Source organism: Sphingomonas sp., from assembly GCF_040398505.1.
Classification (GTDB): domain Bacteria; phylum Pseudomonadota; class Alphaproteobacteria; order Sphingomonadales; family Sphingomonadaceae; genus Sphingomonas.
The window spans coordinates 1-1879 of record NZ_JBBATX010000022.1 but is presented as its reverse complement, the minus strand read 5'-3'; the positions used below and the strand labels follow the sequence as shown (position 1 = coordinate 1879).

The following is a 1879-nucleotide window of genomic DNA, read 5'->3' as shown; positions in this document are numbered from 1 at the left end:
GGGGAGGGGGCTAACGGCCCCCTTCCTCATTTTATCAGCGCGACAAAAGCGAAAGCGAGTGCACGACCATGAAACTGAACGAAATCCGCGACAATGACGGTGCCCGTAAATCCCGCATGCGTGTGGGCCGGGGTATCGGTTCGGGCAAGGGCAAGACCGCTGGACGCGGGCAAAAGGGCCAGAAGAGCCGCGAGGGCGTTTCCATCGCCGGCTTCGAAGGCGGCCAGATGCCGCTCCACATGCGTCTGCCAAAGCGCGGCTTTAACAACATCTTCGCCAAGGATTATGCCGAGGTGAACCTCGGTGCGATCCAAAAGGCGATCGACGCTGGCAAGATTGAAGCAGGCGCAACGCTCGACCATGACGCGCTGAAGGCCGCTGGTCTCGCCCGCGGTGGCAAGGACGGCGTCCGTCTGCTCGCCAAGGGCGAACTGACCACGGTGTTGAAGTTCACCGTCGCCGGTGCCTCCAAGGGAGCGATCGAAGCGGTTGAAAAGATCGGCGGGTCGGTCGACGTGATCCATGTCGTGCCGGCTGCTGAAAAGGCTGCCGCGAAGAAGGGCGTCAAGTATCGCGAGCGCAAGGCGCACAAGGAATCGTTCAAGGCGTAATCGACCCCTTGAATCCCCTGTGTCATCCCCGCGGAAGCGGGGACCCATCACCGGCCAATGGAGCTGGGTCCCGGCTTTCGCGGGGATGACAACGGAGGCGGCGGGCTAGGATTTATGCTCGTACGGTTAGACAAGTCCGTTCGGACGCCTATATGAGCGGTGGGGCGGTCAAACGCTTTCCGCCGTTTTTTGTTTCCTGACATACGTTACCGGGACGACACGCAGTATGGCATCCGCAGCCGACCAGATGGCCTCCAGCATCAGCCTGTCGAAATTCGCACAGGCGACCGACCTCAAGAAGCGCTTGTGGTTCACGATCGGTGCGCTGATCGTGTTCCGACTGTTGAGCTATGTGCCGTTGCCGGGCATCGACCCGACCGCGCTAACCGCGCTCGCGCAGCGCACCAGCGGCGGCGTGCTCGATTTTTTCAACGCCTTCTCCGGCGGTTCGCTCAAGCGCGCCAGCCTGATCGCTTTGGGCGTTACGCCGTACATCACCGCCTCGATCGTGGTGCAGCTCGCGACCTCGCTGTCGCCGACGCTCGCTGCGATCAAGAAGGAAGGCGAGAGCGGGCGCAAGCGGCTCAATCAATATACGCGCTACGGCACGGTCGCGCTGACGGTGATCCAGGGCTATTTCCTGTCGCTCGGGTTCGAGAGTCAGGGCGTGGTGGTCGAGCCTGGCCCGTTGTTCATCATCGGTTCGGTCATCAGCCTCGTTGGCGGTACGATGTTCCTGATGTGGATTGGCGAGCAGATCACCAGTCGCGGGATCGGCAACGGCATGTCGCTGATCATCATGGCGGGGATCGTCGCGAACTTGCCAACGACGCTTTTCAACCTCGCGCAGACCGCGCGCACCGGCGGCGGTAGCGTGACTGGCTTCACCGTCGTGCTGATTGCGGTGGCGGTCGCTGGCCTCATTCTGTTCATTTGCTTCATGGAACGCGCGCAGCGCCGCATCCTGATCCAATATCCCAAGCGCCAGACGCAGCGTGGGATGCAAGCCGACCGCAGCCATTTGCCGCTGAAGATCAACACCGCTGGTGTCATTCCGCCGATCTTCGCGTCGTCGCTGCTGCTGATGCCGCTGACGATCACGCAGTTCGCGGGCACCAACGTGTCGGGGGACAGCTATTGGGGGTCGGCGATCATCTGGCTCAACCAGTATCTGCAGCATGGCAGCATCGCGTATATGACGCTGTATGGCGCAGGGATCATCTTCTTCTCGTTCTTCTACACCGCGGTCGTGTTCAATCCGGAAGAGA

General features: G+C 61.4%; 2 protein-coding genes. Both read left to right on the top strand.

Annotated elements, in window-relative coordinates; all coding sequences use genetic code 11:
* Positions 1–68 precede the first annotated feature (68 nt).
* Positions 69–611 carry a 50S ribosomal protein L15 gene (gene rplO, locus ABWP09_RS04825; RefSeq protein ID WP_353204027.1) on the top strand — a complete coding sequence of 181 codons (543 nt, stop codon included), beginning with the start codon at positions 69–71 and terminating at the stop codon, positions 609–611.
* 226 nt (positions 612–837) lie between these two features.
* The coding region (gene secY / locus ABWP09_RS04820) for a preprotein translocase subunit SecY (RefSeq protein WP_353204026.1) at positions 838–1879 on the top strand (1042 nt) is incomplete at its 3' end.